The following is a 26,701-nucleotide window of genomic DNA, read 5'->3' as shown; positions in this document are numbered from 1 at the left end:
CAGGAGATGAAACAATTAATTTATCCGTACTCATTCTGGTTTAGGAATAATCTGCAGCTATAGGCCCCCCGCCTGTTGCCTACGCCATTCGCTGGGGCTCATCCCCTGAACCCGCAGAAACTCGCGGTTAAAGTTGGATTTGGTGCTGAAACCGGCCTCCAGCATAATCTCGGTCACCGGGCGATCGCTGCCGCTCAACCACTGGGCCGCTTGCTGAATGCGTAACTGATTCACGTATTGGGATACATTCATTCCCGCTTGCTGGTTAATCGCCTGGGAGACCTTACGTGCCGGTATGCCCACCTTGCGCGCTAACCGGGCCAGGTTCAGCGCCGGTTCCAGATAGAGATCGTCCTGACGTAGCCGTTGGTTGATCAGCTCAAAGCAGTGCTCGTCATCCTCTGTTAGCGCCTCGGTTTTCGCTGGTGGCAAGGGCTGCTCTTCTGATGCCAGCTGTTGGCGCTCACGGCCAAGCACCAATCCTACTCCCAGGACCATCATCACATTGCCAAAGGCCGCCAACGCGCCAGCATGGCTCCCGGCTAATAGCGAATAATCCAGGGTGATCGCCAACTCGGTCAGGCCGCAGACAATCAGCAGGCCGCCTAATCCGCACCATAAGCGATAGCTCAGCCAACTGTCCGCCAGCGCCACCTGCTGCAAAGCATTCTCGCCGCGCCGCAGGTACAACAAAATAGCCGCGCCGTAACCGAGATAACCCATAACGATCAGCCCATCCAGCGCCGCCAAGGCTCGCCACTGTACCAATAACACCAGCAGCGGGAACGTCAGATGCCCAACGACGCGCCAGCCCATCGGCCCACGGGCTTGTAGCATCAGCACCAGATAACACAAGGGCGGGATCAGGGCGGCCCCCAGCGGTTGCAAAATAGCAACCCAAGGTTGCTGATAGCCAAAACGGATCCCCACCAACAGGCTTTGCCAGGCGCAGATCAACAACAACAGCTGTAGCAACCAACGGTGTGGCCGTGGCCAACCAAGGCGCACGATCAACGCCAGGCACAACAGGCTGAAGAGAAAAGACAGCGGGATAAGCGGCATGTTACCTCTGTGGTTATTCGGGAACGCCCCAGTGTAGAGAGCATAATAAGCTAAAACAATCGCTTAACGACCTGGATCGCGATCGAGGTCGCGTCAGGAAAACGCGAATGCGATGGTTCGGTTTTCCCCTTGAAGGAGTCATCATGAAAAAGTTATGGATCTTGTGCCTGCTGTTTAGCAGTGTCGCCACCGCCGCCCCCTGGCAGGTTGGCAGCCGCTTGCAAACGTTTTATAACGGCGATCGCCCATTGGTTAGCCGTATCTATTACCCCACAAACGCTCAAGGCCAGCCGCAACAGGTTGGCGGCAGGCCGGTATTTGCAGGTATCCCTGCTCTGCCAGACGCCCCGCCAGCAACCGGGCATTTTCCCTTGGTGATCATCAGCCACGGCAGCGGTGGCAACAATAGCAGCCAAGCCTGGCTGGCGAAGGCGTTGGTGGAACAAGGAATGATCGTGGTTGCAGCCAATCATCCGGGCAGTACCAGCGGTGATTCCATCCCGGCAAAATCGCTCGAACTGTGGCAACAAACGCGCGATATCTCGGCGCTGATCGGCGCCATGCTGAAGGATGGTACATGGCAACCACGGATCAACGCACAGGCCATTGGCGTGGCGGGGCATTCCAAAGGTGGCTATAGCGCCATCTCTGCGATTGGTGGCCGAGTCGCGCTAAAGGATTTTATTGCCGGTTGCCAACAGCAGCCACGCTCGCCTAACTGCCTGTTTTATGCTGGTGTAAACAAGAACAGTATCTCTACCACCCAGTTTGACGCTAATTACACCGATGCCCGCATCCGCTTCGCCATCGCCATGGACCCAGGCATGGTGCCCTATCTGCAACCGGCCAGTCTGCGCCACATCAGCGCGCCGCTGCTGGTCATCGCCGCACAACACTTTATGCCGGGCAACGATCCAGAAAGCCTGGGAGCTGAGTCGCTGGCTGCCAACAGCGGGCAGCAGCCGATCAAGGCCATTGTCTTACCGGGCAGCAATCACTTTGATTTCTTACAGTTTTGTACTCCAGCCGCCCCGGAGATATTAGCTGAAGAAGGAGAAGCCTTTATCTGTGGCTCTTCGCCCACCGAGCGTGAACGCGCCCACCAGCAAACCATCGCTGCCGTGCTGGCTTTTATTCAGCCGTGGCTATCCTCGCCCGCAGGAAATCAATAAACCCCCGCACCTTCTCCGGCACATGGCGCGTGTTGGGATAAAGCGCATAAATGCTCTGTACCGGGAACTGGTGATCTGGCAGCAGGTGGCACAATTGCCCGTTAGCAATAACGGGCCGTACCAACCATTCTGGCAGCAGGGCCACACCCGCCCCCTGTAACGCGAAAGTCAGCAACGCAGTGGCGCTATCGGCCATCAGCCTGGCGTCATCTTCCACTTTGAATAACACCGCCTGACGTTCAGGGGTGAGCACTTGCCAACTCAGCGGTGAAGGGAGACGGCTGTGGGCCAGCCAGGCAGCCTGAGCCAGTTGAGGCAGTGACGCGATCGGCCGCTGTGCCAGATAGGCCGGTGCCGCCACCGGTAAGATAGCGAAATTATCGATCAGCGCTGCATGATGATTGGAGTCCGCCAGTTGGCCCAGGCGGATAGCCACGTCAAACCGCTCGGAAATCAGATCCGCATGGTAGGAAGAAGAAACGTGCTGAATGCGTAAGCGCGGATGCAACTGCGCGAAGGCGGCCAAGGCAGGAACCACCACTTGCGCACCATATTCCGGCGTGCTGGTGATGCGCAGAATGCCACTCAAGCCATGATGATCGCGGCGCACATCGTCGAGCAGGTATTCCGCATCCTGTAACAGCCGTTGGCAACGTGGATAAAAACGCTCGCCTGCATCGGTGAGTGACAGCCGCCGCGTACTGCGCACCAGCAATGAAACGCCTAGCTCGCTTTCCAACTGCTTGATGTTAAAACTGACCACCGCCTTGGTTTGCCCCAACGCCTCCGCCGCAGCGGTAAAACTGCCGGTATCGACCACCGCCGCAAACATCGCTAACCTGGCTAAATTGAGCATCTTTCACCCACCCACTGTCAAAATATTTTTGACAGTGTAATCGCCCAGCGCCGATTTATCAGCCCTTTCCCGCCCGCTACACTGCACGCCTTCAACCGGAGGCTTCATGGCTTATCGCACTAAAGTGGCAATCGTCTATCTGCTCGGATTCTTTGTCGATCTGATCAACATGTTTATCGCCAACGTCGCCTACCCAGCGATCGGCCACGCTTTGCAGGCCAGCATTAGCCAATTGGCCTGGATCAGCAATGGTTACCTGCTTGGTCTGACGCTGGTGATCCCGATCAGCGCCTGGCTAGCGCAACGTATTGGTGGGCGGCAGGTTTTTTTACTGTCGTTGGTGCTGTTTATGCTGGCAACCACGGCGGCAGGCCGCGCTGGCTCGATCGAAGAACTGATCGGCTGGCGGGTGATACAAGGTATGGGCGGAGGGTTGCTGATCCCGATTGGCCAAACGCTCACCTATCAGCTGTTTCGCAGCCATGAACGCGCCGGGCTTTCTGCCGCCATCATGCTGGTGGGGCTGCTGGCTCCGGCGCTCTCCCCGGCATTAGGTGGCCTGATTGTCGATCATCTTGACTGGCGCTGGGTGTTTTTCAGCAATCTGCCTCTGGCGGCACTGGCTCTGCTGTTGGCTATTCTGTGGCTGCGTAACGAGCCTGCGGCGAGCGAGGTTAAGCGGCTGGACGTCACCGGGCTGATTAGCGCCTGTCTGGCACTCACCTTGATCCTGCTTGGCCTGACTCGTCTGAGCGAACCCCATTTGCTGTTGCAAGGTGCAATCTTGCTGTTCGCTGGGCTGTTAGTGTTTGCTTACTACCTGCGGCACAGCCTGCACCATCCGCACCCGCTGCTAAATCTGCGGCTGGTGCGGGATCCGCAGTTGCGCATCGCCATGGTCGTCTACCAGTGTATCCCTGGTCTGTTCATCGGCGTCAGCCTGGTGGCTATGCTGTATCTGCAAAACCAACTGGGTATGTCGGCCACTCAGGTTGGCGGGCTGATGGTTCCCTGGTCACTGGCCTCTTTCGCCGCCATCACCTTGACCGGCAAGGTTTTCAACCGTTGCGGCCCACGCCCGCTGTTTATTGCCGGTTGTGTTTTGCAAGGGCTGGGGATGCTGGCCTTATCCCAGATCGGTGATGCCGGGCAGCATAGCGGGCAAATTTTCGCGTTTGCCTTGATGGGGCTGGGTGGCAGCCTGTGTAGCAGCACGGCACAAAGCTGCGCCTTTCTCACCATTGCCGACACCCAGTTGGCCGATGCCAGCGCGTTATGGAATATCAACCGCCAGTTGAGCTTTTGCTTTGGCGTTACCCTGCTCAGCCTGTTGCTCAATCTGTTGCTCGGCCATATGGAACCGCTCATGGCCTATCGTTACTGTTTTTATCTCGCCGCAGCCAGTACGCTGTTCCCGATGCTGCTGTGCCTGCGTATTACCAACCGCGCCATCGTGCGCCATCTCAACGCTGAACAGGGATCCTGATGAATCGTTATTTTACCGAAGTGATTGACGCCCATGTGGCTATCGCCGACTGGCTGGGAAAAGGGGCTGGGGAACGGCAACCGCTCTTGGCACGGTTTCACGCAGATTTTTCCATGATTGCCCTAAACGGCAGCAAGCTGGGATCCAACGAACTGGAAGGATTTTTCCTGGCACATCGGGATGCAAAGCCAGGGCTGGAGATTGCGATCGAAGAAATGAACATGGTCGCAGAATGGCCAACGGGGGCCGTAGTCAACTATCGCGAGAAGCAAACGCTGCCAGGCCAACCTGCGACCCTGCGTTATTCTACCGTGGTCTTTACCCAGACCGCCGACGGGCTACGCTGGCTGCACCTGCACGAAACGCCTATAGGGCAATAATTACAGGAAGCTGCTGGCCAGGAACAATTCCCAGGCCACCACCAGACCACATAGCGTGACGGCACTGAAGATCACTTCAAACAGGTAGCGGTTCATCATGATGACCTCACCTCAAAAGAAGACACCCGGAAAACCGGGTGTCAGAGTATTCAGCAGAGGATGCGGAACCTTTGACGGCTCCGCTAACTTCACTTATTTAGCAGCTGGAACAGCGGCTTTCTTGCTTGATTTGTGGTGTTTTTTAGCAGCCTGAGCTTTCTGAGCTGGTTTAGCTGCGGCTTTGTGGTGCTTTTTAGCAGCCTGAGCTTTCTGAGCTACTGGCGCTTTGGTAGCAGCAGCTTTGTGGTGTTTTTTAGCGGCCTGAGCTTTCTGCTCTGGTGCTTTTTTGGTGGCTTTCTTGTGTTCTTTCTTGTGGTGAGTCGCTTTAGCTGGAGCTTTCTCAGCCGCAGGAGCCGCAGTAGTAGGAGCCGCAGTTGGTGCCGGTGCAGCCGCAGTATCAGCAGCGAAAGCAACAGAAGACAGGCCCATGGTGGCAGCAACGATCAGCGCTAATACTTTTTTCATCTTTAAATCCTCAGAGAGTGTTTATCGGTAAGCCCGGTTGGGCCGTTGAAGAGATAGTAGAGGAATCAATCCGCCGCTTCCGTGAGTGATTGGTTTCGCCGAGTAACCAAATGTACAGAGCTTGTAGCCCGGCCCTCAGGCTGGGGTGATGCCCAAAAAAAGCCTCGTTATTCGCGGGGATAGCCATTAATTTTCGTGATCGCCAGCACATTTCCCAAAATGGTCTACACTTAAAGGACATGTGTCGTAACGGAGAGTCGAATGTTTAACAAGACAGATAAAGTAGAACGAGACATCGATCAGGACGTGAACCTGCTGGCCGATACGCTGGATGAAGTATTACGCGACTCCAGCAGCAAGACCAAAGAAGAACTGCATGAACTGCACAGCAAGGCAAAAGGGATATTACGCGATGCCCGTGCTCGCTTCAGCGGTTCCAGCAGCCTGACACAACACGCTCGCGACGCAGTTGGCAATGCCGATAGCTATGTACGAGACAAACCTTGGCAGGGCGTAGGCATCGGTGCTGCTGTTGGTATCGTGCTCGGCGTCTTGCTTGCTCGGCGTTAACCCATGTAGCTGGTTTTAACCATAAAAACAGATGTGCGTCTGGCCCACGGTTTTCCGTGGGCCGCTTTATTTTCCGCTCTCGATAATCACCGCCAGCCGCTCAACCGCGCGCTCTGCTTCGTTATAGCTGGTGAAGTTGCCAAAGCCCATCAATAAGCCATTATCGGCAGGTGAAGACATCTGCCAATCCGACAATGCCTGTATCGATAAGCCCTGTTGCCAAGCTCTCTTCGCCAGCTCACTGTCATTGAGCCCTGCTTGCAAATGAGCCAGCATCTGGATCCCCCCGGCCTGCGGGGCCACCGTCAAATAGGCTGCAAGCCGCTGTGTCAGGGCATGCACCAACCATGCGCGCCGCTGGCGATACAGCAACCGCATGCGCTTTAGATGGCGGTAAAAATGCCCGCCGTTGATAAAATCGGCCACTCCGGCTTGCAGTAACGGTGGGCAACCGCAGCCTCGCAGCTGGCTACAGCGCTCAAAAGCCGCCGTCTGCTCATCCGGTACCACCAGATAGGCCATGCGTAACGCCGGAAACAGGGTTTTGCTGAAGGTCCCGGCGTAGAGTACCCGCCCCTGACGATCGAGGCTTTTTAACGGCGGCAAGGGTTTGCCGTAGTAGCGACACTCGCTGTCGTAATCGTCTTCGATAATCCAGGCCGAGTGACGGGTTGCCCAATCCAGCAGCGCCATACGCCTGGCCAGGCTGAGGGTAACACCCAGCGGGCTTTGGTGAGTCGGCGTCAGCACCGCCATGCGGGCGTCTGGCCGGGTGGCAATACCGGCGTCAATATTCATCCCTTCCTCATCAACCGGCACTGGAACAATTTGCATTCCGGCGGCACTAAACAGCGGCTGGGTAACCGGATAACCTGGGTCCTCCAGCCAGACCGCCTCTCCCGGTTTCAACAGCGCGTTGATCACCAGCTCTATCAAAGCCTGATAACCCGCGCAGATAAATACCTGTTCCGGCCGACAGACGATGCCACGAGAAAGGTGCAGGTAATGGACAATTGCCTCGCGCAGTTCCGGCAGACCATTAGGGGGTGGGTGTGCCAATGAAGCCATAGTGGTGCCACGCAGCTGCCGGGCAACGATGCGCTGCCATACCGCCCGTGGGAAGGCATCCAGCGCGGGCAGGCCAAGCTGGAAGGGTTGAGTCGGCCCGGCGGGATGAGACTGAAATGCGGAAGGTGCCGGAGCCGCCAAGGTGGGTACCGCTGACAGCTCGGTGCGCTCAGGCATTTTCAGCAACTGGGAGGAAACATAGGTTCCCGCCTGGCCCCGGCTTTGCAGAAAACCTTCAGCCACCAGCGCAGCGTAAGCATTCTCAACCGTCGCACGCGCTACCCCCAGATCGCTAGCCAAGCCGCGCACCGAAGGTAAACGGCTGTTGGCCACCAGGGTTCCCTGCACGATAGCGTCTTTGATCCGCAGATAGATCTGCCGGTACAGGGGCTCAGCCTGCTGGTGATCCAGCCGTAGGGCAGCAAAAATATGACGTGTCATGGCTTAATCCCCCACACCCTAACCCTCTCCCACAGGAAGAGGGGACATACCGTGCCACAAATGAGCACCGGCGCCCAACGGCGACTCCGGACTGGCTCCCTCTCCCCCACACAAGTGTTCGTGACGAACCTCGAACCGTACATTGGGAGAGAGCTGGGGTGAGGGGAAATGGGCCGTCTAAATTGATAAGCACTACGTGTCATGGCCTGGTTAAATAATCATTTTATGGCTCTATAGCATAGACCATATCGCGGCTAAAGTAGCGCCGTACATTGGTTACGTCATTAATCCGAGGTTTGAACATGATCAAGCAACGTTTGCAGTACGCCGAACTGTCACCGGCCCCTTATAAAGCCATGGTGAGCGCATTGGGGGGATTAGAGAAAGGCCCGCTGGATAAAGCGATCATTGAGCTGATGTTTATGCGCGTTTCGCAGATCAACGGCTGCGCTTTCTGCCTGGATATGCACGGCAAAGCGCTGCGTGCAGGGGGAGCGAGCCACGCCAAGCTGGATACGCTGGCGGGCTGGCGCGTCAGCCATGAATTCAGCGAGGCAGAACGTGCCGCGTTGGAATGGGCCGAAGCGGTCACCCTGATTGCGGCAACCGGCGCACCGGACAACGCCTTTGACGCCCTGAAAGCCCATTTCAGCGATGCCGAAATCAGCGATCTGACCTTTGCCATCAGCATTATGAACGCCTTTAACCGCCTGGCAGTCAGCATGCGGCAGTAATTTTGCTGGCCGGGGCAACCCGGCCTGCTCGAACTTCATCGCAAAAAATATTTCCCCACCGTTTTTCCAGCCTCGGCGCGGCCTGCGCACCAAAAACCGAAAAACACCACATATAGTGATGTTGATAATATAAATATCAACATATAGTATTCATTCATCAGCGCAGGGGGAAACGCTTGGGTTGGTGACGCCGTCAGAAACGCCCTATCATGCTCAACTTTCTGACTTATCCGCCTTTCCTTCAACATAAAAGGTAAATGCGAATCATGAGTATTATTATTTACACTAAACCAGATTGTGTCCAGTGCAATGCCACCTACCGAGCCCTGGATAGACAAGGGATCGACTATCGCGTGATCGATCTGACCCAGGATCAGCAAGCGCTGAACCACGTTAAATCACTGGGCTATCAGCAGGTTCCGGTGATTATCGCCGGTGACGATCACTGGTCTGGTTTCCGCCCGGACAAGATCGGTGCGTTAGCCAACGCCCTAACCTCCTGAGGTGTGCCATGGATCCGCTGGTCTACTTCTCCAGCAGTTCGGAGAACACCCACAGATTCGTTGAGAAGCTGGCACTGCCCGCAATACGCATCCCGATCGCTGGCAGTAAAAAAGTGCTGATGGAGCACCCTTATATCCTGATTGTGCCCAGTTACGGCGGCGGCAGCAGCGTCGGTGCCGTACCGATCCAGGTGATCCGTTTTCTCAATGATCCGCAGAATCGCGCTTACCTGCGCGGTGTGATTGCCGCAGGTAACACCAATTTCGGCGCCGCGTATGGCATCGCCGGTGACATCATCGCCAAAAAATGCCAGGTACCGGTGCTTTATCGTTTTGAGCTTCTCGGCACCACACAAGACGTCGCTATCGTTCAACAGGGAGTCACCGCATTTTGGCAACGACAGAACTGACCAGGCCCACCAGCGCCACGCTGGATTACCATTCGCTCAACGCGATGCTCAACCTTTACGACGCCGAAGGGCGCATCCAGTTCGATAAGGATCGGCTGGCCGCCAGGCAATACTTTTTGCAGCACGTAAACCAAAACACCGTGTTCTTCCACAACCTGGCGGAGAAATTGCGCTATCTGGTGGATGAGGGATATTACGAAGCGGCGGTGCTGGAGCAGTATGAGTTTGCCTTTATCAAGCAGCTGTTCCAACAGGCCTATGCCAGGAAATTCCGCTTCGAGACCTTCCTCGGCGCCTTCAAGTATTACACCAGCTACACGCTGAAAACCTTCGATGGCCAGCGCTATCTGGAACGCTATGAAGACCGGGTGTGCATGGTGGCGCTGCGGCTGGCGGCGGGTGATACCGCGCTGGCACAGGATCTGGTGGAGGAGATCATCTCCGGGCGTTTCCAACCCGCGACGCCCACCTTCCTCAACTGCGGCAAACAGCAGCGCGGCGAGCTGGTTTCCTGCTTCCTGCTGCGTATTGAAGACAATATGGAGTCGATTGGCCGCGCGGTGAATTCGGCACTGCAACTCTCCAAACGCGGCGGCGGTGTGGCCTTTCTGCTGAGCAATATCCGCGAGGTTGGCGCCCCGATCAAGCGCATTGAGAACCAGTCTTCCGGGGTGATCCCGATAATGAAAATGCTGGAAGATGCCTTTTCTTACGCCAATCAACTGGGGGCACGCCAAGGCGCTGGGGCGGTGTATCTGCACGCCCATCACCCAGACATTCTGCGCTTCCTGGATACCAAGCGGGAAAATGCCGACGAAAAAATCCGCATCAAAACCCTGTCGCTGGGGGTGGTGATCCCAGATATCACCTTCGAATTGGCAAAAAATAACGAAGAGATGTACCTGTTCTCTCCCTACGATGTGCAACAGGTGTATGGAGTACCGCTGTCAGAGATTAGCGTTAGCGAAAAATACCGTGAGATGGTGGATGACAAGCGCATTCGCAAATCCCGCATCAACGCCCGTGAGTTTTTCCAGCTGCTGGCGGAGATCCAATTCGAATCCGGTTATCCGTACATGATGTTTGAAGATACGGTCAACCGCAGCAATCCGATCGCCGGGCGCATCAATATGAGCAACCTGTGCTCGGAGATCCTGCAGGTCAACAGCGCCAGCCGTTACCATCAGGATCTGAGCTATGCCGAGATCGGCAAAGATATCTCCTGCAACCTTGGCTCGCTGAACATTGCCAAAGTCATGGATGCCCCCGATTTCGGCAAGGCGGTGGAAACCGCGATCTACGGGCTGACGGCGGTAGCGGATATGAGCGATATCGGCTCGGTGCCGTCTATCGCCGCCGGGAATCAGGCCTCCCATGCCATCGGCCTCGGCCAGATGAACCTGCACGGCTATCTGGCGCGCGAGCGCATCTTTTACGGTTCGGACGAAGGGATCGATTTCACCAATATCTACTTCTACACTGTCACCTATCACGCCCTGCTCGCCTCCAACCGGCTGGCAATAGCGCGCGGCAGCAGTTTTGCCGGTTTCGAGAACTCCACCTACGCCAACGGGGAGTATTTCAGCAAATACATCGAGCAGGAGTGGCAGCCAAAAACCGCACGGGTGCGCGAACTGTTTGCCAACGCCAATATCACCATACCTGGGCGTGAGGAATGGTTGGCATTGCGCGCTGCCGTGATGATGCACGGGCTGTATAACCAGAACCTGCAGGCGGTGCCGCCTACCGGCTCCATCTCCTACATCAATAACTCGACCTCCAGCATCCATCCGATCGTTTCACGCATCGAGATCCGCAAGGAGGGCAAGATTGGTCGGGTCTATTACCCTGCCCCTTACATGACCAACGACAACCTGGAGTATTACCAGGACGCCTACGAAATTGGCCCGGAAAAGATTATCGATACCTACGCCGCCGCCACGCAGCATGTGGATCAGGGGCTATCGCTGACGTTGTTCTTCCGCGATACCGCCACCACCCGCGATATTAACCGCGCGCAAATCTACGCCTGGCGTAAAGGCATCAAAACCATTTATTACATCCGCCTGCGCCAGATGGCGTTGGAAGGGACCGAGGTGCAGGGCTGCGTGTCCTGCGCGCTGTGAGGAAAATTATGACGATGCAACGAGTGCAGGCCATCAACTGGAACAAGATTGATGACGACAAGGATCTGGAGGTGTGGAACCGCCTGACCAGCAACTTCTGGCTGCCGGAAAAGGTGCCGCTGTCGAACGATATTCCATCCTGGGCCACGCTGACCGCCAAGGAGCAGCAGCTCACCATCCGCGTATTTACCGGGCTGACGCTGCTGGATACCATCCAGAATACCGTTGGCGCTCCGGCGCTGATCGCCGATTCCATCACCCCGCACGAAGAGGCGGTGTATTCCAACATCAGCTTTATGGAGGCGGTACACGCCCGTTCCTACAGTTCGATATTCTCCACCCTGTGCCAAACCCGGGATGTTGACGAGGCCTACCGCTGGAGCGAGGAAAACGCCACGCTACAGAAAAAAGCCAGCATCATTCTGGCGCACTATCGCAGCGACGATCCGCTGTTGAAAAAGGTCGCCAGCGTGTTTCTGGAGTCGTTCCTGTTCTATTCCGGCTTTTATCTGCCTATGTACTGGTCGAGCCGGGCCAAGCTGACCAACACCGCCGATCTGATCCGCCTGATCATTCGCGACGAGGCGGTGCATGGCTACTATATCGGCTACAAGTTCCAGAAAGGCCTGGAGCAGGCCAGCCCGGCCCGCCGCCAGCAGGTGAAGAACTTTGCCTTCGATTTGTTGCAGGATCTGTACGACAACGAGGTGCGTTATACCGAAGAGCTCTACGACGGGGTGGGCTGGACGGAAGAGGTGAAGACCTTCCTGCACTATAACGCTAACAAGGCGCTGATGAATCTGGGCTACGAAGCGCTGTTCCCACCGGCAATGGCGCAAGTGGATCCCGCGATCCTGTCTGCGCTGTCCCCCAACGCCGATGAGAACCACGATTTCTTCTCTGGCTCCGGCTCTTCCTACGTAATGGGCAAAGCGGTGAATACCGAGGATGAGGACTGGGCGTTCTAAATGCCTGATGCCATCTAGCGTAAAAAAAGCCCCGCATCCTCGCGGGGCAAATCGGCAACACACTACTCAATAGAAATGCGATAACACCAGCAGCGACAGCGAAACGTTAATCGCCCCGCCGATGCGCGTTGCGATCTGGGCGAAGGGCATCAGCGACATCCGGTTGCCCGCCGTCAGGATCGCCACGTCACCGGTTCCGCCTTGCCCGCTCTGGCAACAGGAAACAATGGCCACGTCGATCGGATGCATACCGATCTTCTTGCCAACCAGGAAACCAGTGGCCACCAGCGTGCTTACCGTCGCCACGATCACAATCAGGTTCTGCACGGTGAAGGCATCTACCAACTCTTGCCACGGCGTGATCGCTACGCCCACGGCAAACAGGATCGGGTAGGTCACGGCGGTGCGGAAGAATTTATACACCACCTGCGATCCTTGCTGAATGCGTGGCGAAACGCCGTGTGCCAGCTTCACTGCCACTGCGGCAAACAACATTCCCACCGGGGCCGGCAAGCCGATCAGCCGGTGTAACAGCATGCCTACCATATACAGCAGGATGGCCAGCAGCGCGCCACAGGCGATAGTGGCGACATCCACGTTACCGCTCAGTTTCTCCGTTGCCGCGACCTCGCTATCGCCCTGCTTGCTCGGCATCAGGCTGCCTTCGCCGGTAAGGTGTGGATAGCGTTTTCCCAATTGGTTCAGCAGGCCAGCAATCACGATCGCCGTCAGGCTACCCAACATCACGATCGGCAGGATACGCCCCAAGGCTACGCCCTGCTCCATATGCAAAATGGCGGCATAGCCCATCGACAATGGGATCGCCCCTTCCCCCACGCCTCCGGCCATGATCGGCAGGATCAGGAAGAAGAAGATCTGGAACGGATCGAGGCCCAACGCTATACCCACCGCCATCCCGACCAGCATTCCGGCCACTTCACCGCACAACATCGGCACAAAGATACGCAGGAACCCCTGGATCAGCACCTGGCGGTTCATGCTCATAATGCTGCCGACGATAATGCAGCAGATGTAGAGATAAAGAATATTGGTCGACTTGTAGAATTTGGTCGTGGACTCAACCACCACGTCCGGCAGCAAACCATAGTGCACCAGTGCGGAGGGGATAAAGGTGGCACAGATGGCGGCAGCCCCCATTTTCCCCACCAGCGGCAGGCGCTTGCCAAACTCACCGCAGGCAAAGCCGAAGAACGCCAGCGTCGCCACCATTACCACGATATCGCTGGGTAATTTACCTGCCAGGCAGTCGAGCAGGATCAGCACTCCGGCCAGCACGAAGAATGGTAGCGGTATAATCCCTATTTTGTAATTATCCAGAATATGCCACCACTTTTCACGCAGCGGAATATCGGCAGTTTTATCTTTGGCAATGAGGTAGGAATCATCGGTTGTGCTCATAATCTGGCCTCTTATTGTTTGTTCGGCCATCATAGAGAAACGCTTGGAGTCACCGCTGTGATTTTGTTCAAAATAAAAAAGGGTTTTTAATGGGGGTTATGGTTTCTATGGTGTTAATGCCCTTTATGTAAAATAGCCCGTGGAGTTAATGGCGTTAATAATAGGCTTATTTTAAGTTTTACTGATTTTATCGCACGTTAGGTGTCCGCTACGCCGCTGCGTAATATTCCTCTACAATAAAGCCGTGCCGATGCTCACAACTTGATCTTGGGCAATATTACTTCAAGGGCGACTCATGATAGGGTAGTCACCCAAACAGACACCAGGATCCGCGGCAAACCATGCACATAAAACTCTCTTTTCATATCAAGCTGTTCCTGTGCCTGGTCGCCTTTTCCTGCGTGTTGCTGACGCTGATCGGGGTTTACACTTACTACAAACTGGATGCGCAGTTGCACCGGGATCTGGGCGCCCGTGCCCAAGTGCAGGCACGTGAGATTGCGCTGATCCCCTCCCTGATCACCGCCGTTGAAAATAACGACACGCAATATATCGCCGCACTGATGAAAAAAATCCGTGCCAGCAGCGATGCCAGCTATATTGTCATCGGCGATAGCCACACCATGCACCTTTACCATTCCGAACATGCCGACCGTTTGGGAACCCCTATGGTGGGGGGCGATAATAAAGAAGTGCTGGAAGGCAAAAGCATTATCTCGATCCGCAACGGAGGGATCGGTATTTCATTACGCAGCAAGGCACCGATTGTGGATGACAATAACCAGGTGATCGGTATTGTTTCCGTCGGTTATCTTAAATCCCATATCGACAGTTTAAATGCCCATACGCTGACCCAGATCGTGGCCTCGATCGTCTTGCTATTGATGGCGCTGTTTATTTTTTCCTGGCTATTATCGAAGAACCTGAAACGCCAGATGTTTTCATTAGAGCCAAAAGAGATCGCGCTGCTGGTGCGCCAGCAAAAAGCCCTGCTGGAAGCCATCTATGAAGGGGTGATCGCCATAGATCCGCAACTGCGCATCATCACGATTAACCATGCCGCGCGTGAGCTGCTGGATCTGCGCCAACCGGCCAATAATCTGCTGGGTCAGCACATCGGGGAGATCATCCAGTCACAGCCCGATTTCTTTGCCGCAGCGCAGCTGGGGCACGACACCCATGACGAGGTGTGCCGTTTCAACCATGTGCGAGTGATTGCCAGCCGGGTGCGGATCATGCAGGAAGAGGAGCTACAGGGGTGGGTGATCAGCTTTCGTGGCAAGAACGACATCAACACCCTCAGCAGCCAGCTTAGCCAGGTAAAACGCTATGCCGATAACCTGCGCATCATGCGCCACGAACAGCTGAACTGGACGGCTACGCTCGCTGGCTTGCTGCATATGCAACGTTATGACGAGGCCATCCGCTATGTGGAAGCCCAGTCTGAAGGCGCACAGGAGATCCTCGATTTTATTTCCCAGCGCTTCAGCTCCGCCGCGTTGTGTGGCCTGCTGTTGGGCAAATACTCCAGCGCTCGGGAAAAAGGCATCGAGCTCCGTTTCGATCCCGCTTGCCAACTGCGCCAAATCCCCGCCGCGCTGAATGAAACCGAGCTGATGTCGATTATTGGCAACCTGCTGGATAACGCGTTCGATGCTACGCTGCATTGCGCGGCACCGCACGAAGCGGTAGAACTCTATATCAATGACAGCAGCAACGAGCTGGTGATCGAAGTTGCCGATCGCGGCACCGGGATTGCACCGCAGGTTCGTGATACGCTGTTTGAACAAGGCGTGACAACCAAAGATAAGGGCGACCACGGTATTGGCTTGCACCTGGTGGCCAGCCACGTCGCTCAGGCGCATGGCAGCATCGAAGTGTCGGACAACGATCCGCACGGCGCCATTTTCTCGCTGTTTATCCCCAAAGCTTAAGCACCCGGATCCGACCTATGCAACCTGAGACACTGGACGTTCTGATCGTGGAAGACGAGCCGCAACTGGCTACGCTGCACGCCGAATTTCTTGAGAAAAATTTCAACCTGCGGGTGGTGGCCTATGCCGCTACCCTGGCGGAAGCCAGAGCAAAAGTGAATGCTCACCAGCCCCGGCTGATCCTGCTGGACAACTTTCTGCCGGACGGCCAGGGGATTGCGCTGATGGAAGAAGCGGCGGTGAAAAAGCCCGGTTGTTCGGTGATTTTTATCACCGCAGCCAGCGACATGAATACCTGTAGCCAGGCGATCCGCAACGGGGCCTTCGACTACATCATCAAACCGGTATCCTATAAGCGGCTGCGCAATTCGCTGGAACGCTTTATGCAGTTTGTACAGACCCAGCGTACCTTCAAGGTCATCGACCAGAGCAGCGTCGATGCGCTGTATAACCTACAGTCCAAGCAGTTTTCCAACGAGCCCAGCGCCAAAGGGATTGAAACCATCACCCTGGAGTTAGTGCAGGCGTTGTTCAACGATCGGCCAGAGGTAGCCCATGCGGTAGAAGACGTGGTGGCACACGCCGGCATTAGCAAAACCACCGCACGCCGCTATCTGGAATACTGCGTGACGACCCAGTTTATACGCGTCGAAATGCTCTACGGTAATATCGGTCATCCGCGCCGTTTATACCGCAAGGCTTAGGCTGACATCTGCCTGTCACATTGCAGGGCTATGCTGGCTCCTAGATATCCCCTTCGATATCGGCATCAATGTTACATTCAGCTCTTTTTACCCGGCCAAGACTTGGCCGGGTTTTTTATTCGTATGGCTTAAAAGGTATACCGCAGCCCTACGCGGATACGATACTGCTCCTTATTATAATCGTTCCAGCGATCCAGCCATTGCAGCTCCAGATAGGGCATCCAATAGGTATCAATTTTATAGCTGAACTTATTGGTGATCTCCCAATGGTGGCTCTTGCCATTTTTGCTGTTAAAATCGTTTACCCGGATAAAGTAATGTGGCTCGAAGGTATAATTTAACTCATCGCTGAGCTTAAAGTTCCAGTAGTTGGCAATTTCATGGGTATCATTACGCGCCGGGTTGCCGTTAAAATCGATGGAATCATAGTTATTATGGTTATAGCGATAACGCACGGTCAGGTTGAAAAACGGCAGGAATTTATAGTTATTGTCCAGGTAGACGGCACCGCCAGAGCCCGCACTGCTCGAGTTGACCAGCCCACCAGGAGACACCGTCCATTTATCCGTTGGCCGGAACAGGGGATACCAGCCCTCCAGCTCATTATAGCTGTGCTTGAGCTGATCAAACTTGCCAATGTTATAGGCGTTGGTGGCCATCACACCGGCTCCGCCATCAAAATTATAACCGCCGCGCAGGATGATTTCGTTTAATTCAGAGGCGGTATTATAAGCCTCACGAGTTTCCAGATAGGCACGTCCGGCCTGAGCGCTGGCTGAGGCAAACAACGCCGCCACCAGCAGTATCGTATTGGTTTTATTGCTGCTACAACCCCAGAAAGTAGACATGGTTGAGTTTCCTTGTGTCATTAATCCTGATAAAAGCATGCAGAAATCCCGCCGCCATGCCGTTAGGCATGACAGCTGTGCGTTATTGTGAGTAATACCCTGGCTTAGACTTCTTTGATTATTGCCGTATTGATTGCCGGATGAAGCTCGGCCTGTTCGTCGCGGTTTCCTTTTTTGTTGTTAATCTCGGTGATTATTTGCATAAATAGCTGCTCATTTAACTTATAGAAAAACCCCATCATGACGGCGGCTACCATCGCCAATACGCAGGGATAAATAAAGATTAACTCACGCAGACCTTTCAACACCGAGGCTGACTGCTCAATATTCGGAATATAGCCGATCTGCGTCAGCATAATGCCCGGTAACAATCCGGCTAATGCGGCGGAGATCTTGCGTGAAAAGGTATAGCCGGTATACACCGAGCCTTCCGCGCGGATGCCGGTTTTCCATTCGCCGTAATCAACGGTATCGGGCACCAGCGCCCAGTTCAGGCTGTTGACGAAGGCCGTCCCAAAGAAGGCCATGCAGGAGAACGCCACGAAAGAGAGCGAGCTGTCGCCCCAGGCGTAGTTACACAGATCGCCCAGGCACCACAGCAACAGGCCACCAAGGTAGACCCGCTTTTTGCCAAAGCGCTTCACCGCCGCTGGCACCATCAGCACGCCAATCAGAATGCAGCCCATGCTGAAAAAGCCCATATAGGACAGCAAATGGATATCGTGCAACACGTATTGGGTGTAATAGACCTGGATCGCCAGCTTGATATTAAACGCCGCCAGCGTACACAGGTTGGCAATGCACAGCACCAGCAACGGCGGGTTTTGGAAAATGGCGCGGAAGGATTTGAAGATGCCAGGTTTATGATGCGCCGGTACCACGTCAACGTAGCGCTCTTTGACTCCGCCGTGGCACCACCACATGCAAAACACGCCACAGGTCGCAAACACCACCGCGGCAACCAGATAGCCCATCTCCGGGCGTGAAGTGAACAACATCTGGATCGGGACAAAGCCCACGGTGCACAACAGCAACCCCAGCGTTGCCCCTCCCTGCCGCCAAGCGGCCAGTTGCGCGCGCTCCTGCGGATTTTTGGTGATGGCTGGCACCATCGCCCCATAGGAGCAGTTCATCAGGCTGTAAAACAGGCCGAACAGCATAAACAGTACGGTGGCCAGTACGGTTTTGGTATTCAGGCTGAACCCGCTATTGAGAAAGTTGGCCACGGCCAGTAAAGCCACCGGCAGCGAGGCATAGAAGATAAACGGCCTGAACTTGCCCTTGGGACCGATATTACGCCGGGAATCCAGCAGCACGCCGGTCAGCATATCGGTGAAGGCGGTGAAGAATTTGGCGATCAAGAAGATCACACCGCCGTAGATGGCGGGTAATCCCAGAATGTCGGTATAGAACTTCAGCAAATACAGGGTACCGATACACAGCATCAGGTTGGAACCGAAGTCCCCCATACCGTAGGCGAACTTTTCACGCAGCGGCAACCGCAGCGTAACGGGATCTTGGTAGGATAAAGAGTTGGCCATCTGACGGGTCCTTATTATTGTCTTACACCCTGCGTCTTTCTGGTTGCAGGGGCGAATAAATTCGCCCCGATTAACACCTGGCCGCTTATAACGCCGGGCTTACCACCCGCTTGCGCTCTTCCAGCTCACCGACGATCTTGAGGTAGTTCTTCTCCGTCAGGTGATAGAACAGCCCCATGGTCAATGCGGTCAGCACGGCCAGGCCACAAGGATAGAGGAAGATTAACTGCCGCAAGCCTTCCAGCGTACCAGGCCCCTGCGCCACGTTGGGAACATAGCCGATATAGGCCAGCATCACGCCAGGGAAAAAGCCCGCCAGCCCTTGGGAAACCTTGCGAAAGAAGGTAAAGCCGGTATAAACCGTGCCTTCCGAGCGCACGCCGGTTTTCCACTCTCCGTATTCCACGGTGTCCGACACCAGCGCCCAGTTGAGGCTGTTGACGAAGGCCGTGCCGAAGAACGCCAGGCAAGAGAACAACACAAACAGCGTGGAGGTATTGCCCCACATATAGTTCATGGCATCGCCCAGGATCCACAGCGACAGGCCGCCCAGATACACGTTTTTCTTGCCAAAGCGTTTCACCACCGTCGGGACCAGCAGCACCCCGAGCAGGATGCAGCCCATACTGAAGAAACCCATATAGGACAGCAGGGTGATATCGTTGAGGACGTATTGGGTATAGTAGATCTGGATCGCCAGCTTGATGTTGAACCCCGCCAGCGTGCACAGGTTGGCCACGCACAGCACAAACAGCGGTTTGTTACCGGCGATGGCCTTGAAGGACTGCAACAGACCCGGCTTGGGTGCGCCCGGTTTCGGGATCTCGACATAACGCTCTTTAACGCCGGAATAGCACCACCACATGCACAACATGCCGACGAAGGCGAAGATCGCCGCTGCTACCAGATAACCCACTTGTGGACGCCCATCAAACAGCGACAGGATCGGCACAAACGCCACGGTACACAGCAACAGACCCACCGTCGCCCCGCCCTGCCGCCAGGCAGCCAGTTGCGCACGCTCCTGCGGGTTTTTGGTCATCGCGGGCACCATCGCGCCGTAGGAGCAGTTCATCATGCTGAAGAACAGCCCGAACGCCATAAAGATCAGCGTGGCGATCACCGTTTTAACGGTGACGTCAAACGAGGCACCCACGCCGATAAAGTTGGCTACCACCAGCAACGCCACCGGCATTGAGGCATAAAAGATAAATGGCCGGAACTTGCCTTTGGGGCCAATATTGCGCCGGGAATCGAGCATCAGCCCGGTGCCCATGTCGGTAAAGGCGGTAAAGAAACGCGAGATGAGAAAGATCAGCCCGCCCCACGCGGCGGGGATCCCCAACACGTCGGTATAGAATTTCAGCAGATACAGCGTGCCGACACACAACAGCAGGTTGGAACCGACATCGCCCATGCCATAGGCGAATTTCTCGCGCAGGGGCAATATCAGCTTCACCGGATCCTGGTTAGCTTCACTCATGGTGATTCTCCTTGGAAAACACCTATTCCCAGAGATAGCCGCCCTTGCCGGTTTGGCAACGGACGGCTGACAGTTGGTGATTACAGCGTGCGTAGCGAGGCGAACAACTCCGCCCACTCGCTATCCGCCCGATAGAACACCGGCGGCTGGCCCATTGGGGCTGCTATCGTCACCTCGGCCCCTCCGCTATGCCGCTCACCGGTCCACAGGTTGATCCAGCTATCCTGCGGCAGGTAGAGCGTCCAGTCGGTGCGCCCTTCTTCATGCACCGGAGCCACCAGCAGATCGCGGCCAAACAGGTATTGGTATTTCAGGCTGTAGGTGTGGGCATCGTCTTCATAATGCAGGAACAGCGGGCGCATCACCGGTAAGCCGGACTGCGCATTGAGCGCCACCGCCTGCTTGATGTACGGCTTGAGGGAGCTGAATACCTGGCTCATGCGGGCAAACTGACGGATGGTTTCCACGTCATGATCGAACTGCCAGTTATCATCCGGACGGTTGCCTTCATGGGTACGCATCATCGGCGTGAAAGCGCAGAACTCGCACCAGCGCATCAGCAGTTCTTTGCTGCGTTTCATCTCAAACAGCGTGGTGTAACCGCCAATATCACTGTGGTGCAGACCGTGGCCGGTCATCGCCAACGACAGCGCCGCCGGGATCACCGAAGCCAGGCCGTCGTCCAGGCTCCAATCCACGTTCTGATCGCCCGCCCACATCATTACCGAATACTTCTGGCTGCCGGTGTAGCCCGCGCGCATAAAGAACAGGATCTCGCCCAGCTTGCCGCATTCTTCCAGCGCGTCGTAGTTGCACTTGGCCCATAGTGCTGGCCAGGCGTTATGCATGATTTCCGCATCGATGCCGTTATGCAAAACGGTATCGGTCGGCAGATATTCGCCAAAGTCCGCCATCCAGCCGTCGAGGCCAAATTCGATCAGGTTCTTTTTGATGACGTTCTTGTACCAGTCATAAGCTTCGGGCTTGGTGAGATCGACTACGCCAGCATAGAACTCCCCAAATTCAACCTGGTAGTCTTTGCCGTCATAATCCTTGGTCAGATAGCCTTTCTCCGCCGCCTCGGCATACAGCTCTTTCTCTATGGCTACGTAAGGGTTGATGTACCCCAGAAAATGTACCCCCTCTTTTTTCCACTGCGGGATGCGTTTATCCAGCTCCGGGTACAGCTCGCTGTCCCAGCGCCAGTTCCACATCAGGCGTTTGCCAAAAGAGGTGATCCGCCGTCCTTCCCAGTCCTGCGCCCAGATCCCGCTAACCTTGACACCGTGCTCGCGCATTACGTCCAGCTTCTGTTGGCAGACCTCGGTCCCGCCCTGAATACCCAGGATCACCCCGTCATACACCCAGTCCGGCAGTTCCGGCTGGCGGCCAAGTAACGCGGTCAGCTTTTCCAACAGGCTGATATAGCTGTCGGCGCAGTCAAAGCGCAACACCGCCTGATCCTGCCAGATCGCCAGTTCATGGAACTCTGGGGCAGAAAAATCGAAGTTCATGTAGCAGCTGTTTTCTACGTGGCAGTAATATTTCTGGCTGCTGACAAACGTCGGCTGCGGGAAGAAGGTCCAGTAGTAATCACCACCGGCGTTCTCCTGGCAGTCTGCCTGCCAGGTAACGTAGGTCTGCTTGTTACGGCCAACCCCCTGCTCACTGGTCCATAACGGGAAAGGTTTGCCGCGCAGGTCGAAATAGGAAAACTGTTCGCCGCAGCCATAAACGTGATCTTCCTGCTGGGCTGCCAGGCGCAGCCACATGCGGTTGTTCTGCTCGTCGCTGTTGCGCAGCTGCATTTCCAACCGCCCTTGTGCATCGGTAGTGATTGCCAGCGTGCACTGGGCCACATCGCCTCGGCTAAAGCGGATCAGCCAGCCTTTGCCCTGCGGGACGATCTGGGTTTCGGTCAGCGCCAGTTTTTCACTGAGCTGGTCTTTGATGCTGAAGTTGCCGCGGAACATCTCGATATCCGCCTTGCCGCGCCCAATCCACAGGCACGGAGCCGCAGCCGTGTGTTGTATCAGCACTCGCTGCTGAAAGGTCAACGTAAATCCACCTGCGTGTTGCGTAAGTTCCAAGCCTTGCTGAGAAGCCATGATCCATTCTCCAAAAGGTTAAATGCCGTATTTTTCCAAGCGTTGGTTGCCCGCTCAGGTCAGTTCAATCACGTCCAAACCAAGCAGACCGGCCACTTTGCGCAGCAACGGACGGTGCTCGCCGTAAACCAGCGAGGTGTGGTGCTCCATACCCGCCGCAATCAGGCGCTGGCGGTAAGTGTCTGCATCTACATCCAGGCGCGCGGTCCCGGCTGTGCCGGAAAACGCCAGCGGAGCCTTGATCATTTCGCCACCGGCCAGCATCAGGCGCAGCTTGCCCTCGCCCTGAGTGATGCGGCATAGCGTGATGCGCCCCGGTTTGAGAGCAAATTCAGACAGCAAAGGAAGCTTGCGGTTGGAGTGGATGGTGGCCTGCACCGGGCCATCACGATCGGCCATTTCGATCGGTGCCTGTCCGCAATGCCAGAACACCACGCTGTTATCCTGCGGATCGATATCCACCAGGTCGGTATTGAACGCCGCATTGCCGGAGGCCCACTGCGCCATCAGCGAAGAGAGCACGCCAAACATGTCGGCTTCGCAGCCACAGGGCACTTTATCTTCGTTCATCAATGCCAACGCCCCACACGCAGCGCATCCGTAGTCGGTAAAGAAATCCGGCCAGCAGCGCACGGCAATGCCGGTGTAACCTTCACGCTGCGCCTTTTCACGCAGGGCAGAATAAACCTTGAGCGTTTTGCGGGTGGCCGTTTGATCCATCTCCGCCAGGTTAGGGAAATCCTTGGCACGGCGGGCATAAGGCGCATCGGCCACGCTGTCCGGCAACGCCTTCACCTCTTCAATAAACTCCAGCACCGGCTGGCGAGTCACCTCAACGCCAAAGTGCTGCGTCAGCTGCTGCTGGTTGTAGTTGCAGGCGTCAAAACCCAGCGGGTGCTCGCCAATTACCATCACTTTGGCCTGTTTGAAGCGTTTAACAATCGCTGCGGCCTGCGCCAACTGCTGTAATTCGTTAATCACTCGACTATCGTCCGGCAGGCCGTGCAGCGTTTGCACGTTGATGGCTTCACGGCTCAGGGCATGGCAAGCCAGATTAACCCCGCAGAAAGAGTTCAGGCGCAAACGGCCACCGGTACGGGCTTCCGGGAATGACCACATCGCCGTGGGCACCGGGAAATCACGCACCACTTCGGTAGTGAGGGAGGCATCGGTAAAGGTCACTTGCAGGATCAGCAGCAGATCGAGATTGGCCTGTTTGAGTGCAGGCAGTATTTGCAGAGCCGATTCGGCATCAAACTGCAATACCGGTTCCCCCACCAACTCGATATCCATCCCGCTCAGCGTCTGCCAGGCCTGCGCCAACATCTCTTGCGCGTAGGGCACGTCGAAGGTCGTGCGCCCAAGCGCCAATACGCCTACTTTTGCTTTATTTTTCATCATATTGCTTCCAGTAATCGAATAAATCTATGCCACGGTGCTGAAGCGGTGTTCAGTCTGGCTGTAATAGTTTTCCCCTGGGCGCAGCACTACGTTGCCAAAATGGGCGTGGTGAATGCTGTCTGGGAACGCCTGGGTTTCAAGGCAGATGCCGGAAAACGCCTGATAGCGATGGCCAGCCTTGCCATTCCAGATCTTGTTGGAAAGCTTAAAGGCGTTATAAAACTGCACGCCCGGCAGCGAGGTGTGTACTTCCATCACTCGCCCGGTCTGTGGGCAGATCAAGGTCGCGGCGGGATGCAAAGCACCGTCAGCAGGCTTAAGCACATAGTTCATATCAAAATCCTGTGCCGGGCGGTGCAGCATGGCGTCCCCAAGACGACGGGCGTTGCGGAAATCAAATGCCGTCCCGGCAACGCGGCGGATTTCACCGGTGGGTAGCATGGTGGTTTCATCCACCGGGGTGATGAAGTCGGCGTCGATCTTGAGCTGCTGATCGTGGATCAGGTGCTGATGCCCGCGCAGGTTGTAATGGCTGTGATTGACCAGATTGACCAGCGTCGGCTTGTCCGTCTGTGCCTCAAAGCTCAGCGTCATCACGTTATCTTCCGTCAGGCCGATGCGGTGGCTAACCTGCAGATTGCCCGGATAACCTTCCTCACCATCGATAGAGGTACGGCTGAAAATAATGCCGTCGCCGTCTTCCTGTGCCTGCCAGACATACTTGTCAAAACCCCGACGTCCGCCGTGCAGGTGTTGTCCGGTAGGGAGTTCATTGGTGGCCAGAATATATTCCTGACCGTCGATGCTGAAACGACCACCGGCAATACGGTTGGCGCAGCGCCCGGCTATCGCGCCGAAGAACGGATGCCCGGCCTGATAAGCCGCCAAATTGTCGAACCCCATCACGACATCTTCCGCTTGCCCATGGCGATCCGGCACCCAAAGCTCGGTAATAATGCAACCGTAATCGGTCACGCACAGCCGCATTCCGTTGGCATTGGTCAGCGTGAAAAGGGAAACGGCCTGCCCTTGATGTTCGCCAAAATGCTGGCGTTGAATGGTTGTCATAATCGATGCCCTATGGTTAGCGCGGCAGCTTGCCGCGCAACGGTTGCTTAAAACTGAGCGGCTTTACCCTGGCTGCCAAACAGCCTGATTTTTTCGGCGACCTTGGCCTGCATCACATCACGGCCATGCCCGAGCGACACCGCCAAGACAAACTCGTGCGGATCTTTGTCGAGCACTTCAGCCATCCCCTGGGTGAAGGCCTGCCGCAGTTCGGTGTCCACGTTCACCTTGGCGACCCCCAGTGAGACCGCCTTACGGATCTGATCGTCGGGTACGCCGGAGCCGCCGTGCAGTACAATCGGCTTTTTGACGATCTCGCGGATCTCTTGCAGGCGCTCGAACGCCAGCTTGGGCTCCTGCTTGTACAGGCCATGAGCGGTGCCGATGGACACCGCCAGATAATCCACCGTGGTCGATTGAGCAAACTGCAGCGCTTCGTCACTGCTGGTGATCAGAGCGTCTTTTTCGTCGACCGAAATATCATCTTCGGTGCCGCCGATCTTGCCGATCTCACCTTCGACCCCAATGTTCAGCACGTGGGCAACGTCCGCCACGGCACGGGTGATCCGCACGTTTTCGTCAAATGACAGGTGAGAGCCGTCAAACATCACCGACTGAAACCCGGCTTGCACCGCCTGCATGGTCTGTTCGAAGCTGCGGCTGTGATCCAGATGGATGCACACCGGCACCGTGATATCGTGCATAAAGGCATCGATCATCGCCTTCATGGGCTCCAGACCCATCACGCTAATCACTTTCTGCCCCACCTGGATCATGATCGGGGCCTGCTCCTGTTCGGCTGCCAGCAAAATGGCGCGAATGGTTTCGGCGTTGTGTGCGCTGAACGCGCCGATGGCATAGCCGTTTTCCCATGCATGTTGGATCATGGTGTTACCAGATAAATAAGGCATTTCTTCTCCCCTCTGCGCGCTGAATAGCAACCGCAATTACGTTAAGTGTTACGCGTGATTCGCTCTGCCCGAAGCAGCCCGAACCTGTTCCAAAATGGCACTCCAATCCTGACGCCCGCGCCCGCTGGCCCGCGCCTGGCTGTAAACCTCGCGTGAGGCTGCCCCCATCGGCATAGCGACGTGCAACTGATTGGCCACATCCAGCGCTATGCCCAGATCCTTGTGCGCCAGATCGATCATGAACGCCGGGCTGAGATCGCCCTTCAGCACCTTGTTTGGCCAGGTGGTGGTGAAATGCCCCTTGCCTGCCGGTGTGCCGCTCATGACTTGCAGCGCGACATCAAACGACAGCCCTAGCGCCTCGCACAGTACCGCAGCCTCGGCAGACAGCGCGTTGAGCGCGATGCTCATGTAGTTGTTGATCAGCTTCACGCGGATCCCCATGCCTGGCCCACCGGCGTTGATCAGCTCCGAGCCCATCGCCATCAGCACGGGCGTCGCACGCTCCACCTGCTCGGCAGTGCCACCTGCCAGGATCAGCAACGTACCAGCCTGAGCATGGTCTGAAGTCCGCCCGACCGGGGCATCCATCAGGTTAAAGCTCCGTGCCTGCATTTGGGCAATCAGCCGGTCCGTTTGCAGCGGGTGGATGGTGGACATATCCATCACTAATGCCGCAGGCGATAAGGTGCAGCACACCCCCTCGGCACCAAATAACACCTCATGCACCAGTTCGCCGTTAGGCAACATGGTGATGACGAACTCCGCGTCCAGCGCCGCCTGCGCCGGGCTGGCTGCCGCCTTGGCCCCCTGAGCGACCAAAGCGCTGACCGCCACCGGGCTGATATCAAAAACGTTCAGCCGGTGCCCCTGCTTGATCAGGTTGCTGGCCATCGGCGCGCCCATTTGCCCTAACCCGATAAATGCGATCTGTGCCATGGTTC

General features: G+C 56.0%; 24 protein-coding genes. 11 read left to right on the top strand and 13 right to left on the bottom strand.

Features of this window, described 5'->3' with window-relative positions; genetic code table 11:
- Positions 1–57: 57 nt before the first annotated feature.
- The gene (locus tag IMQ33_RS17830) at positions 58–1,062 is read right to left on the bottom strand and encodes an AraC family transcriptional regulator (RefSeq protein WP_161712190.1); all 1,005 of its coding nucleotides are present in this window, start codon (positions 1,060–1,062) and stop codon (positions 58–60) included.
- Between the two features lie 143 nt (positions 1,063–1,205).
- On the opposite strand from IMQ33_RS17830, the gene IMQ33_RS17825 reads away from it, so the two are divergent.
- Positions 1,206–2,234: a dienelactone hydrolase gene (locus IMQ33_RS17825; RefSeq protein WP_196062405.1), complete on the top strand. Its 1,029-nt coding sequence runs from the start codon at positions 1,206–1,208 to the stop codon at positions 2,232–2,234.
- Here the strand turns inward: IMQ33_RS17825 and IMQ33_RS17820 are convergent.
- The gene (locus tag IMQ33_RS17820; RefSeq protein WP_161712192.1) at positions 2,194–3,090 is read right to left on the bottom strand and encodes a LysR family transcriptional regulator; all 897 of its coding nucleotides are present in this window, start codon (positions 3,088–3,090) and stop codon (positions 2,194–2,196) included. The genes IMQ33_RS17825 and IMQ33_RS17820 overlap by 41 nt on opposite strands.
- Positions 3,091–3,196: 106 nt before the next feature.
- Between IMQ33_RS17820 and IMQ33_RS17815 the strand changes: the two genes are divergently transcribed.
- On the top strand, positions 3,197–4,576 hold the full coding sequence (locus tag IMQ33_RS17815) for an MFS transporter (RefSeq protein WP_186579917.1): 1,380 nt from the start codon (positions 3,197–3,199) through the stop codon (positions 4,574–4,576).
- A complete protein-coding gene (locus IMQ33_RS17810; RefSeq protein ID WP_161712194.1) occupies positions 4,576–4,956 on the top strand; it encodes a DUF4440 domain-containing protein in 381 nt (126 codons plus the stop codon). Before IMQ33_RS17815 ends, IMQ33_RS17810 begins: the two co-directional genes overlap by 1 nt.
- A 192-nt stretch (positions 4,957–5,148) precedes the next feature.
- On the opposite strand, the gene asr is transcribed toward IMQ33_RS17810, so the two are convergent.
- Complete coding sequence (gene asr / locus IMQ33_RS17805; RefSeq protein ID WP_196062404.1) at positions 5,149–5,520, bottom strand: acid resistance repetitive basic protein Asr; 372 nt, start codon at positions 5,518–5,520, stop codon at positions 5,149–5,151.
- Between the two features lie 261 nt (positions 5,521–5,781).
- On the opposite strand from asr, the gene IMQ33_RS17800 reads away from it, so the two are divergent.
- Positions 5,782–6,090, top strand: a complete 309-nt coding sequence (locus IMQ33_RS17800) for a YqjD family protein (RefSeq protein WP_024530922.1) — start codon at positions 5,782–5,784, stop codon at positions 6,088–6,090.
- Positions 6,091–6,156: 66 nt separating this feature from the next.
- On the opposite strand, the gene IMQ33_RS17795 is transcribed toward IMQ33_RS17800, so the two are convergent.
- On the bottom strand, positions 6,157–7,599 hold the full coding sequence (locus IMQ33_RS17795) for a PLP-dependent aminotransferase family protein (protein WP_186579921.1): 1,443 nt from the start codon (positions 7,597–7,599) through the stop codon (positions 6,157–6,159).
- A 302-nt stretch (positions 7,600–7,901) separates the two neighbouring features.
- On the opposite strand from IMQ33_RS17795, the gene IMQ33_RS17790 reads away from it, so the two are divergent.
- From IMQ33_RS17790 to nrdF, 5 genes are all read left to right on the top strand, one after another.
- Complete coding sequence (locus IMQ33_RS17790) at positions 7,902–8,333, top strand: carboxymuconolactone decarboxylase family protein (protein ID WP_074029584.1); 432 nt, start codon at positions 7,902–7,904, stop codon at positions 8,331–8,333.
- A 266-nt stretch (positions 8,334–8,599) separates the two neighbouring features.
- The gene (nrdH, locus tag IMQ33_RS17785) at positions 8,600–8,836 is read left to right on the top strand and encodes a glutaredoxin-like protein NrdH (RefSeq protein ID WP_161712197.1); all 237 of its coding nucleotides are present in this window, start codon (positions 8,600–8,602) and stop codon (positions 8,834–8,836) included.
- A gap of 8 nt (positions 8,837–8,844) precedes the next feature.
- On the top strand, positions 8,845–9,246 hold the full coding sequence (nrdI, locus tag IMQ33_RS17780; RefSeq protein WP_021178960.1) for a class Ib ribonucleoside-diphosphate reductase assembly flavoprotein NrdI: 402 nt from the start codon (positions 8,845–8,847) through the stop codon (positions 9,244–9,246).
- Complete coding sequence (nrdE, locus tag IMQ33_RS17775) at positions 9,228–11,372, top strand: class 1b ribonucleoside-diphosphate reductase subunit alpha (RefSeq protein ID WP_196062403.1); 2,145 nt, start codon at positions 9,228–9,230, stop codon at positions 11,370–11,372. The genes nrdI and nrdE overlap by 19 nt, the downstream gene beginning before the upstream one ends.
- Positions 11,373–11,380: 8 nt before the next feature.
- A complete protein-coding gene (nrdF, locus tag IMQ33_RS17770; protein ID WP_024530712.1) occupies positions 11,381–12,340 on the top strand; it encodes a class 1b ribonucleoside-diphosphate reductase subunit beta in 960 nt (319 codons plus the stop codon).
- A 66-nt stretch (positions 12,341–12,406) separates the two neighbouring features.
- Here nrdF and IMQ33_RS17765 read toward each other — a convergent pair whose 3' ends face one another.
- The gene (locus IMQ33_RS17765) at positions 12,407–13,759 is read right to left on the bottom strand and encodes a 2-hydroxycarboxylate transporter family protein (RefSeq protein ID WP_196062402.1); all 1,353 of its coding nucleotides are present in this window, start codon (positions 13,757–13,759) and stop codon (positions 12,407–12,409) included.
- A gap of 341 nt (positions 13,760–14,100) precedes the next feature.
- Here IMQ33_RS17765 and IMQ33_RS17760 point away from each other — a divergent pair, with 341 nt between their 5' ends.
- A complete protein-coding gene (locus IMQ33_RS17760; protein WP_065686675.1) occupies positions 14,101–15,693 on the top strand; it encodes a sensor histidine kinase in 1,593 nt (530 codons plus the stop codon).
- Between the two features lie 17 nt (positions 15,694–15,710).
- The gene (locus tag IMQ33_RS17755) at positions 15,711–16,397 is read left to right on the top strand and encodes a response regulator (protein WP_161712200.1); all 687 of its coding nucleotides are present in this window, start codon (positions 15,711–15,713) and stop codon (positions 16,395–16,397) included.
- A gap of 128 nt (positions 16,398–16,525) precedes the next feature.
- Here IMQ33_RS17755 and ompL read toward each other — a convergent pair whose 3' ends face one another.
- The 8 genes from ompL to yihU all read right to left on the bottom strand — a co-directional run bounded on the left by ompL (position 16,526) and on the right by yihU (position 26,696).
- Complete coding sequence (gene ompL, locus IMQ33_RS17750) at positions 16,526–17,245, bottom strand: porin OmpL (RefSeq protein ID WP_196062401.1); 720 nt, start codon at positions 17,243–17,245, stop codon at positions 16,526–16,528.
- Between the two features lie 104 nt (positions 17,246–17,349).
- Positions 17,350–18,786: an MFS transporter gene (locus tag IMQ33_RS17745; protein ID WP_024530707.1), complete on the bottom strand. Its 1,437-nt coding sequence runs from the start codon at positions 18,784–18,786 to the stop codon at positions 17,350–17,352.
- Positions 18,787–18,871: 85 nt separating this feature from the next.
- A complete protein-coding gene (locus IMQ33_RS17740) occupies positions 18,872–20,269 on the bottom strand; it encodes an MFS transporter (RefSeq protein ID WP_024530706.1) in 1,398 nt (465 codons plus the stop codon).
- 80 nt (positions 20,270–20,349) lie between these two features.
- Positions 20,350–22,377 (bottom strand): alpha-glucosidase, encoded by a 2,028-nt coding sequence (locus tag IMQ33_RS17735; protein ID WP_098929952.1) that lies wholly within the window; start codon positions 22,375–22,377, stop codon positions 20,350–20,352.
- A 54-nt stretch (positions 22,378–22,431) separates the two neighbouring features.
- Entirely contained in the window at positions 22,432–23,778 is a 1,347-nt protein-coding gene (locus tag IMQ33_RS17730) for an L-fucose/L-arabinose isomerase family protein (protein ID WP_230326768.1), read from the bottom strand.
- A gap of 24 nt (positions 23,779–23,802) precedes the next feature.
- Complete coding sequence (locus IMQ33_RS17725; RefSeq protein ID WP_196062400.1) at positions 23,803–24,846, bottom strand: aldose epimerase family protein; 1,044 nt, start codon at positions 24,844–24,846, stop codon at positions 23,803–23,805.
- Positions 24,847–24,893: 47 nt separating this feature from the next.
- A complete protein-coding gene (locus IMQ33_RS17720) occupies positions 24,894–25,757 on the bottom strand; it encodes a class II fructose-bisphosphate aldolase (RefSeq protein ID WP_065686682.1) in 864 nt (287 codons plus the stop codon).
- A 48-nt stretch (positions 25,758–25,805) separates the two neighbouring features.
- Positions 25,806–26,696: a sulfolactaldehyde 3-reductase gene (yihU, locus tag IMQ33_RS17715; RefSeq protein WP_196062399.1), complete on the bottom strand. Its 891-nt coding sequence runs from the start codon at positions 26,694–26,696 to the stop codon at positions 25,806–25,808.
- Between the last annotated feature and the right edge of the window lie 5 nt (positions 26,697–26,701).

The sequence above is a fragment of the Serratia sp. Res13-Sevr-LER1-36-b genome (assembly GCF_015673035.1).
Lineage (GTDB): Bacteria > Pseudomonadota > Gammaproteobacteria > Enterobacterales > Enterobacteriaceae > Chania > Chania fonticola_C.
The sequence above is the reverse complement of the archived record's forward strand: the minus strand, read 5'-3'. Positions and strand labels throughout refer to the sequence as shown.

Bases quoted from the DNA above. Each gene is read 5' to 3' on its own strand.
- IMQ33_RS17760 (WP_065686675.1), top strand. From the start codon at position 14,101: ATGCACATAAAACTCTCTTTTCATATCAAGCTGTTCCTGTGCCTGGTC.
- yihU (WP_196062399.1), bottom strand. From the start codon at position 26,696: ATGGCACAGATCGCATTTATCGGGTTAGGGCAAATGGGCGCGCCGATG.
- IMQ33_RS17790 (WP_074029584.1), top strand. From the start codon at position 7,902: ATGATCAAGCAACGTTTGCAGTACGCCGAACTGTCACCGGCCCCTTAT.
- IMQ33_RS17820 (WP_161712192.1), bottom strand. From the start codon at position 3,090: ATGCTCAATTTAGCCAGGTTAGCGATGTTTGCGGCGGTGGTCGATACC.
- IMQ33_RS17745 (WP_024530707.1), bottom strand. From the start codon at position 18,786: ATGGCCAACTCTTTATCCTACCAAGATCCCGTTACGCTGCGGTTGCCG.
- IMQ33_RS17755 (WP_161712200.1), top strand. From the start codon at position 15,711: ATGCAACCTGAGACACTGGACGTTCTGATCGTGGAAGACGAGCCGCAA.
- IMQ33_RS17800 (WP_024530922.1), top strand. From the start codon at position 5,782: ATGTTTAACAAGACAGATAAAGTAGAACGAGACATCGATCAGGACGTG.
- IMQ33_RS17795 (WP_186579921.1), bottom strand. From the start codon at position 7,599: ATGACACGTCATATTTTTGCTGCCCTACGGCTGGATCACCAGCAGGCT.
- IMQ33_RS17740 (WP_024530706.1), bottom strand. From the start codon at position 20,269: ATGAGTGAAGCTAACCAGGATCCGGTGAAGCTGATATTGCCCCTGCGC.
- IMQ33_RS17810 (WP_161712194.1), top strand. From the start codon at position 4,576: ATGAATCGTTATTTTACCGAAGTGATTGACGCCCATGTGGCTATCGCC.
- IMQ33_RS17725 (WP_196062400.1), bottom strand. From the start codon at position 24,846: ATGACAACCATTCAACGCCAGCATTTTGGCGAACATCAAGGGCAGGCC.
- IMQ33_RS17730 (WP_230326768.1), bottom strand. From the start codon at position 23,778: ATGATGAAAAATAAAGCAAAAGTAGGCGTATTGGCGCTTGGGCGCACG.
- nrdI (WP_021178960.1), top strand. From the start codon at position 8,845: ATGGATCCGCTGGTCTACTTCTCCAGCAGTTCGGAGAACACCCACAGA.
- IMQ33_RS17830 (WP_161712190.1), bottom strand. From the start codon at position 1,062: ATGCCGCTTATCCCGCTGTCTTTTCTCTTCAGCCTGTTGTGCCTGGCG.
- IMQ33_RS17720 (WP_065686682.1), bottom strand. From the start codon at position 25,757: ATGCCTTATTTATCTGGTAACACCATGATCCAACATGCATGGGAAAAC.
- IMQ33_RS17735 (WP_098929952.1), bottom strand. From the start codon at position 22,377: ATGGCTTCTCAGCAAGGCTTGGAACTTACGCAACACGCAGGTGGATTT.
- IMQ33_RS17815 (WP_186579917.1), top strand. From the start codon at position 3,197: ATGGCTTATCGCACTAAAGTGGCAATCGTCTATCTGCTCGGATTCTTT.
- ompL (WP_196062401.1), bottom strand. From the start codon at position 17,245: ATGTCTACTTTCTGGGGTTGTAGCAGCAATAAAACCAATACGATACTG.
- nrdH (WP_161712197.1), top strand. From the start codon at position 8,600: ATGAGTATTATTATTTACACTAAACCAGATTGTGTCCAGTGCAATGCC.
- IMQ33_RS17825 (WP_196062405.1), top strand. From the start codon at position 1,206: ATGAAAAAGTTATGGATCTTGTGCCTGCTGTTTAGCAGTGTCGCCACC.
- nrdF (WP_024530712.1), top strand. From the start codon at position 11,381: ATGACGATGCAACGAGTGCAGGCCATCAACTGGAACAAGATTGATGAC.
- IMQ33_RS17765 (WP_196062402.1), bottom strand. From the start codon at position 13,759: ATGAGCACAACCGATGATTCCTACCTCATTGCCAAAGATAAAACTGCC.
- asr (WP_196062404.1), bottom strand. From the start codon at position 5,520: ATGAAAAAAGTATTAGCGCTGATCGTTGCTGCCACCATGGGCCTGTCT.